The organism is Nocardia ninae NBRC 108245, from assembly GCF_007990755.1.
Taxonomy (GTDB): domain Bacteria; phylum Actinomycetota; class Actinomycetes; order Mycobacteriales; family Mycobacteriaceae; genus Nocardia; species Nocardia ninae.
Genome location: NZ_BJXA01000045.1, coordinates 65738 through 73420 on the forward strand (window position 1 = coordinate 65738; position 7683 = coordinate 73420).

Genomic DNA, 7683 nt, shown 5'->3' on the forward strand with positions numbered 1-7683 from the left:
ATCCCTAGCGTCGGAAGATCGCCCGGCCCAGCACGGAACCCGAACGGGGAGCATCGGTTTCGGACATCACCAGGGAGGCGAACAGTTCCGCCTGGCTTTCGAGAACGTCATCGTAGTCGGTCCGCGCCAGCACGCGGAGCACAACGTCGGTGTCCACTTCGGTGAACAACTGCTGCAGCGTGCGCAGGCGCGACGAGGGGGACACGTAGCCCGCGTGATCCAGCAGCAGGTGCGCGATCTCGTGCAGCACAATGTGATCGGTGTGGTAGCCGGAGCTCGCCGCGTCATAGGCGACGACGAAACTGTCCGGTCGTTCGATGACCACCCCGCACGGAAATCCCTTGGCGGTCAGGTCAGGTTGCGGGAACAGCGTGATCGGTTTGCCGAGCGACGTCGCGACATGTTCGACGAAGGTTTCCAGACGCCACGGTCGCGGCACCTCGAGCGACGCGGTCAGCGTGCGGACCTGTTCCAGCGCGGGGTCGGACGGCGCGCGCCTGAACATGACTCCATCTTCCGGGCCGAAAGGCCTTGCTGTCCAATGTTTCGCTACACCCAGACACCCTTGCCGACGGTGACGACGCCACCGTTGCTGATGGCGAAACGTTCCCGGTCGCGCTCCAGATCGACGCCGATGATCTCGCCCTCACCGACCACCACGTTCTTGTCCAGGATGGCCCGGCGCACCACCGCGCCACGGCCGATGCGCACACCCGGCATGAGCACGCTGCCCTCGACGGTCGCCCCGTCGTCGATCACCACATTGGAGCTGAGCACCGAGTTGCGCACCGTGGCGGCCGACAGGATGCTGCCCGCGCCGACGATGGATTCCTGGGCCAGGCCGCCCTGGGCGAACTTGGCGGGCGGCAGGTTCTCGGCGGCGCCGCGGATCGGCCAGTGCCGGTTGTAGAGGTTGAACACCGGGTGCACCGAGACCAGGTCCATGTGCGCGTCGTAGAAGGCGTCGATGGTGCCGACGTCGCGCCAGTAGCCGCGGTCGCGTTCGGTCGCGCCGGGCACGTCGTTGTCGGCGAAGTCGTAGACGCCTGCCTGCCCCGAGGCGACCAGCGACGGGATGATGTCGCCGCCCATGTCGTGATCGGAGTCGGAGTTGTCCGCGTCGGCCTTGATCGAATCCACCAGCACCTTGGTGGTGAAGACATAATTGCCCATTGACGCAAAAGTGACATTGGGATCATCGGGCGTGCCCGGCGGATGCGCGGGCTTCTCCAGGAACTGGGTGATCAGGCCGGACTCGTCGGAGTCGATGCAGCCGAACGCGCTGGCCTCGCTGCGCGGCACCCGAATGCCCGCCACCGTGACGCCCGCGCCGGACTCGATGTGATGGTTGACCATCTGTTCCGGATCCATCCGGTACACGTGGTCGGCGCCGAAAACCACGATGTAGTCGGGATCTTCGTCGTAGATCAGATTCAGCGACTGCATGATCGCGTCGGCGCTGCCGGTGTACCAGCGCGGGCCGAGGCGCTGCTGCGCGGGCACCGGGGTGATGTATTCACCCCCGAAACCGGACAGGCGCCAGGTCTGCGAGATGTGCCGGTCCAGCGAGTGCGACTTGTACTGGGTGAGCACGCACAGTCGCAGAAAACCCGCGTTGACCAGGTTGCTGAGGACGAAATCGATCAGTCGATAGGCGCCGCCGAACGGCACCGCTGGTTTGGCACGGTCCGCCGTGAGTGGAAAGAGTCGCTTGCCCTCGCCACCGGCGAGCACGATCCCGAGTACGTGCGGCTGGCTCCTCACACCTGCCAAACTACCGGGTAACCGGCGCGCGAGTGGCCCCAGCGGTAGTGAACGTCTACTTTGAAGCGGGTGAGTTTCGGCACGGACACCGGTCGCTCGACGGCGGATTCCGGCGCGCACGACCGGCTTCGGGTCGCGATGCTGACCCGCGAGTACCCACCCGAGGTCTACGGCGGCGCGGGGGTACACGTCACGCAGCTGACCGCCCAGCTGCGCAAGCTGTGTGAGGTCACCGTGCATTGCATGGGTGTCGCGCGCAGCGATGCCGTGGTGCACCAACCCGATCCGCAGCTCTACGCCGCCAACGCGGCGGTGCAGATGATGTCCGCGCAGCTGCGCATGGCCGACGCCGCGGGGCAGGTGGACGTCGTGCACTCGCATACCTGGTACACCGGCCTGGCCGGGCATCTGGCCGCCACCCTCTACGGCATCCCGCACGTGCTCACCGCGCATTCGCTCGAGCCTCGACGGCCGTGGAAGGCCGAACAGCTCGGCGGCGGCTACCGGCTCTCCTCGTGGTCGGAACGCAACGCGGTCGAGCACGCGGACGCGATCATCGCGGTGAGCGACGGGATGCGCCACGACGTGCTCGACGCCTACCCGGCCGTCGACCCGGACCGGGTGCACGTCGTGCGCAACGGCATCGACGCGGGCGTGTGGTACCCCGGCCCGGTGGCGGCGGGCGCGCGGCCGGTGCTCACGGTGCTCGGCGTGCGGACCGACCGGCCGATCGTCGCGTTCGTCGGACGGATCACCCGGCAGAAAGGCGTCGGGCATCTGCTCGCCGCCGCGCGCGACTTCGACCCGGACATCCAACTGGTGCTGTGCGCGGGCGCGCCCGACACCAAGGAGCTGGAGGCAGAGACGGCCGCCGCGGTCGAGGAGCTCCAGCGCAACCGGGGCAATGTGTTCTGGGTGCGCGAGATGCTGCCCACCGAGCAGATCCGGCAGATCCTGGCCGCCGCGACGGTGTTCGTGTGCCCGTCGGTGTACGAGCCGCTGGGCATCGTCAACCTGGAGGCGATGGCGTGCGCGACCGCGGTGGTCGCCTCGGATGTGGGTGGCATCCCCGAGGTGGTCAGCGACGGCAGCACCGGACGGCTGGTGCATTACGACCCGAGCGCGCCCGAGGCGTACGAGCAGGCGTTGGCCGCGGCGATCAACGAGGTGGCCGGTGATCCGGTGCTGGCCGCGGAGTTCGGGGCGGCGGGGCGGGCGCGGGCCATCGCCGAATTCGATTGGTCGCGGATCGCGGCGCAGACCGTCGAGGTGTACGACCAGGTCCGCAAGCTCTGACCGGAGGTGAGTGCACCGGTTGAACGTGGCCGGTGGCTGGACCACCTGGCGCGGCCGGTGCGTCGATGGCGGCAGCGGGCCAGGTCGGGGACGACTGCCGTGCGTTAGGTCGGGAGATACGTGGCGACCAGGACCGAGGCGGTGACCTCGACGGCATCGGGGAGGGTGGCGATGCGCGGATCCTCGGTCGCCGCATGATGGGCTGACGGTCCCATGCCGACGACGTTCGCCACGTCGGCTCGGGTGAGCTGCATCGGATACTCGACCAGCACGCGTTCGGCCACCGTGAAATGCCCGGACATGGCCGTGTCGAGCCTGCGGTCCTTGTCCGGATCGATCGTCACCATGCCGAGCGGGCCGATCAATTCGCGTAGGTGCCGGTCGGTGGGGGTGGCCACGACGAAGCGGCCGTCCGCATCGAGCACGCGGGCGACCTCGGCCGGATTGCGCGGGGCGAACACCGACAGCACGGCGCGCAGTGTGCCGTCGCGGACGGGCAGCCCACGCCAAGCGTCGGCGAGGACCGACGCCGCCCGTGGATGGGCGCGGGCACAGCGCCGGGCGGCCGGTTTGGCCACGTCCAGCGCGATCCCGGTGCGCGCGGGTGCGGCGTCGAGCGCACCGGCCAGGTAATAGCCGGTGCCCGCGCCCACCTCCAGCACTGTGCCGGACGCATGCTCGTCCGGCCCGACCGCCTGTGCTGTCGCGGCGGCGATCGGTGCGAAATGTCCCCCACCTTGAAAGGCGGCACGCGCGTCCAACATGGCCGCGGTGTCGCCGGTCATCTTCGTCGACGCGCCGGTCAGCAGGCTGACATAGCCCTGCTTGGCGATGTCGAAGCTGTGCCCGTGCGCACACCGCAATACCCGATCACGCGGCTCGAGTCCGAGCGCGCATTCCGGGCAGGACAGCAGGCCGGCCACAGCTGCCAGCGCTGAAGTATCAGCTGGTGACACTCTTCAGTTCGTCGCCGAGCGCCGCGGCCTCGTCCGGCGTGAGTTCGACGACCAAACGCCCGCCACCCTCGAGTGGAACCCGCATGACGATTCCACGCCCTTCCTTGGTTGCCTCGAGGGGACCGTCCCCGGTACGGGGCTTCATGGCCGCCATCCTCTGCTCCCTCCAGATCTGCGCGATATGCTGCGCACTTTCTTGGAACTCCAGTTGTCACCAACCAGCGAGCTCGCCGGCATTTGGCGAGCTACACCTGTCCCATTCTTCCCTATCGCGGATGTGGACGGATACCTGAGTTCAAAAAGTGACCGGTCGGACTGTGTCGGACACGTCACTACCGACCCAGCAATCGGCCAGGTGATCGTCTACCATCCCCGTCGCCTGCATCAGTGCGTACGCCGTGGTCGGTCCGACGAAACGGAACCCCCGCCGCTTCAATTCTTTTGCCAGAGCGACGGATTCGGGTGTGCTGGCGGGCACATCGGCACCGGTTTTCGGCCGCGGTCGGGGGTCGGGCGCGAAGGACCAGAGCAATGTGTCCAGTCCGATATCGAGGTCGCGGGCAACCCGGGCGTTGCTGATCGCCGCCTCGATTTTCAGGCGGTTGCGGACGATGCCCGTGTCGGCGAGCAGCCGCGCCACATCGGCCTCGCCGAACTCGGCGACCCGCGCGATCGAGAATCCGGCAAACGCCGCTCGGAAGGCGGGCCGCTTGCGCAGGATGGTGATCCAGGACAGCCCCGACTGGAACGCTTCGAGGCACAGCCGCTCGAAGAGCGCGTCGTCGCCGTGCAGCGGCTTGCCCCACTCGAAGTCGTGGTAGTCGCGGTACAGCTGGGTCTCCAGCGGCCAGGCGCAGCGGATGCGGCCGTCGTCCTCGGCGCGGCGCAGCGGGGCGGGCGAGCTCATTTCGATTCCGGGGTGACCGGGGTCTGCCAGCGCGCGGCCTGCGCCTCGGCGAGCTGGTGCTGTAGCTCGTCGATCCGCGTGGCGAGCCGGGCCAGCGCCCAGTCCACCTCGGACGCCTTGTAACCGCGCACCACCTGCTGGAACCGCAGCGCCCGGACATCGGCGCCGGAGACCCCCTCAGCGGGCAAGACCGTCGCCGTCGTCCCCTCCGGCAGTGGCCCCAGCTCCTCGGCCCGCCCGAAGACCGCACTGGCGAGCAGGAACAGCACCGCGGCGACGAGACCGACGATCAGCACGTACAACAGCAACGTGAGCATGTGACGAGCTTATTCGCTGGGTCCGACACCGGGCACGCCGTGTCCAGGCGGAAATCGGACGTCGAGGTCACCGGCACAGCTGATTTCGTACGCAGGTAGGCAACTCGCCGGGCACTGGCCGCCCATCCACTAGGCCGCCGACACGACCGCCACGGCGCCGGTGTCCGGCCCGAATGCGCGCAGCGGAGGGCTATCCGTGACGCGTGGTGTCGATGTTGAGGGACATGCCTGCCAGTCCGCGACGACGGACTGCCAATTTGTCGGCGATGTCGAGCAGCGCCTTGGCCGCGGGGGAGTCGGGGCTGCTCAGGACGATCGGCGAGCCCTCGTCGCCCGCCTCGCGGACGGCCTGCTCGATCGGGACCTGCCCGAGCAGCGGCACGTCGGCGCCGACGGCGCGGGTGAGGCGGTCGGCGACCACCTGTCCGCCGCCGGAGCCGTAGAGCTCCATCCGGCTGCCGTCGGGCAGGTCGAGCCAGGACATGTTCTCCACCACGCCGGCGATGCGCTGCCTGGTCTGCAGCGCGATGGCGCCCGCCCGCTCGGCCACCTCGGCGGCGGCGATCTGCGGGGTGGTGACGACGAGGATCTCGGCGCCGGGGATCAACTGGGCGATCGAGATGGCGATGTCGCCGGTGCCGGGCGGCAGGTCGAGCAGCAGCACGTCCAGATCGCCCCAGAACACGTCGGCGAGGAACTGTTGCAGCGCCCGGTGCAGCATCGGGCCGCGCCACACCACCGGCGTATTGCCCTGGGTGAACTGCGCGATGGAGATCATCTTCACGCCGTGCGCCTGCGGCGGCATGATCATCTTCTCGACCTGGGTCGGCCGGGCGTCGGTGCCGAGCATGCGCGGGATGGAGTGGCCGTAGATGTCGGCATCCAGGATGCCGACCGAGAGCCCGCGCGCGGCCATGGCGGCGGCGAGATTGACGGTGACGCTGGACTTTCCGACGCCGCCCTTGCCGGACGCGACCGCGTATACGCGGGTCAGCGAGCCGGGCTGGGCGAACGGGATGACCGGGTCGGCCGAGTCGCCCCGCAGCTGCTTGCGCAGATTGGTGCGCTGCTCGTCGTTCATCACGTCGAGCTCGACGGTGACCGCGCCGACGCCGGCGACGTCGGCCACGGCCTTGGTGACCCGCTGGATGATCTCGGTGCGTAGCGGGCAGCCCGCCGTGGTCAGGTAGACCTCGATGTGGACATTGCTGTCCGGACTGATCGCAATGCTCTTCACCATGCCCAGTTCGGTGATCGGCTTGCGGATCTCCGGATCGTCGACCTTCGCGAGCGCGCCCCGCACATCCGATTCCGTAACTACTGGCATGGCAGGAATTTTAGGCGTGTCAAATTCTGGGCAGGTCCCCGGCCCGTGGTGCGACACCACTGCTGTAGGAGGTTTCCCAGGCCATGACGTTCGCGACGTAGGCCATCGAGTTGTTGTAGCGCAGGATGGCCTTGGACTGCTGGGCGAAATCGCGCATGTTCAAACCGCCGTCGCACAGGTACTTTCCGGCGGTCAGTGCCGCATCGAAGAGGTTCTGCGGATCGGCGATGCCGTCGCCGTTGCCGTCGGCGGCGTAGCGCTTCCAGGTCTGCGGCAGGAACTGCATCGGGCCGATGGCGCGGTCGTAACCGCCGAGGCCGTCCAGCTCGCCGCCGTCGGAGTCGCGAATGACGTTGTTGCCCGCCAGGCTTCCGTCCAGCACCGGACCGTAGACCGGAGTGAGGGGGTTGCCGTCGGCGTCGGCCTTGCCGTAGGCGTGCGTGGATTCGACGCGGCCGATTCCGGCGAGCATCGACCACGGCATGTTGCAGGTGGGGTTGTCCGCGGCGAGAATGCGCTCGGCGTTCTCATAGGCCGCGATCGCGATACCCGGAACGCCCATCGGGCCTGCGGGCAACGCCGCGAGCTGCCGGTTATCTGCCAGCGCAACGGATTTCACCACCGGCGGCCCGCTCGGCTTCGCCATCTTGTTGACGACGAACTCGGTCTCGGCGGCCGGCTCCATCAAGGTCTGCGGCTTCGCGCCGACCGCGATCTGATCATCCCCCGGGAGATGCTGCTCCACCGCTGCCGCGGCCTGACTCGCGTTACCCACATCGGACGCGGCAGTGACTGCCACGAGTCCAGCGGGAACCAATCCGGTAAGTGCGAGAACCGAGCTGCGCCTGACGGTGACAGCCGGTTGTTTACGGTGACGCCCCACTGTGCGGTGACCCTCCAACGGCTCTTCGTGAGCCCTTCGTGATCTGACGAAGAGGAGACTACCGCATTCGAGACCTTTTTGTTACTGCTTCGTGACCTGCTTCGAGTTTGGCGTCAGCCTTGGGGGGCAGGCGGCAGCGGGATCACGATGCCGAAGGGCAACGTGATGCCCGGCGGCGGGGTCGGTGTCGCCGCGGCCGTGGGGGGCGCGGGCTCGACCGTTACCGTCGGCGG

At 68.3% G+C, this 7683-nt stretch carries 9 protein-coding genes; 1 reads left to right on the forward strand and 8 read right to left on the reverse strand.

Annotated features, from left to right (window positions below):
- Positions 1–4 precede the first annotated feature (4 nt).
- Together NN4_RS27645 and glgC are read right to left on the reverse strand one after the other, a co-directional pair.
- Positions 5–505 (reverse strand): hypothetical protein, encoded by a 501-nt coding sequence (locus NN4_RS27645; RefSeq protein ID WP_147137435.1) that lies wholly within the window; start codon positions 503–505, stop codon positions 5–7.
- 44 nt (positions 506–549) lie between these two features.
- Positions 550–1764 (reverse strand): glucose-1-phosphate adenylyltransferase, encoded by a 1215-nt coding sequence (gene glgC / locus NN4_RS27650; protein ID WP_107659100.1) that lies wholly within the window; start codon positions 1762–1764, stop codon positions 550–552.
- A 138-nt stretch (positions 1765–1902) separates the two neighbouring features.
- Here glgC and glgA point away from each other — a divergent pair, with 138 nt between their 5' ends.
- Positions 1903–3060, forward strand: coding sequence for a glycogen synthase (glgA, locus tag NN4_RS27655; RefSeq protein WP_147137481.1), 1158 nt, complete (start codon positions 1903–1905; stop codon positions 3058–3060).
- A 104-nt stretch (positions 3061–3164) separates the two neighbouring features.
- Here the strand turns inward: glgA and NN4_RS27660 are convergent, their stop codons facing one another.
- The 6 genes from NN4_RS27660 to NN4_RS27685 form a co-directional block, all read right to left on the reverse strand.
- Positions 3165–4016 (reverse strand): putative RNA methyltransferase, encoded by an 852-nt coding sequence (locus NN4_RS27660; protein WP_246181116.1) that lies wholly within the window; start codon positions 4014–4016, stop codon positions 3165–3167.
- Positions 4003–4170, reverse strand: coding sequence for a DUF3117 domain-containing protein (locus tag NN4_RS27665; protein WP_011211259.1), 168 nt, complete (start codon positions 4168–4170; stop codon positions 4003–4005). The genes NN4_RS27660 and NN4_RS27665 overlap by 14 nt, the downstream gene beginning before the upstream one ends.
- A gap of 141 nt (positions 4171–4311) precedes the next feature.
- Positions 4312–4923: a DNA-3-methyladenine glycosylase I gene (locus NN4_RS27670; RefSeq protein WP_147137444.1), complete on the reverse strand. Its 612-nt coding sequence runs from the start codon at positions 4921–4923 to the stop codon at positions 4312–4314.
- Positions 4920–5240: a DivIVA domain-containing protein gene (locus NN4_RS27675; protein ID WP_147137447.1), complete on the reverse strand. Its 321-nt coding sequence runs from the start codon at positions 5238–5240 to the stop codon at positions 4920–4922. The genes NN4_RS27670 and NN4_RS27675 overlap by 4 nt, the downstream gene beginning before the upstream one ends.
- Before the next feature lie 190 nt (positions 5241–5430).
- A complete protein-coding gene (locus NN4_RS27680; RefSeq protein ID WP_147137450.1) occupies positions 5431–6567 on the reverse strand; it encodes an Mrp/NBP35 family ATP-binding protein in 1137 nt (378 codons plus the stop codon).
- A 19-nt stretch (positions 6568–6586) separates the two neighbouring features.
- Complete coding sequence (locus tag NN4_RS27685) at positions 6587–7450, reverse strand: lytic transglycosylase domain-containing protein (protein WP_147137453.1); 864 nt, start codon at positions 7448–7450, stop codon at positions 6587–6589.
- Between the last annotated feature and the right edge of the window lie 233 nt (positions 7451–7683).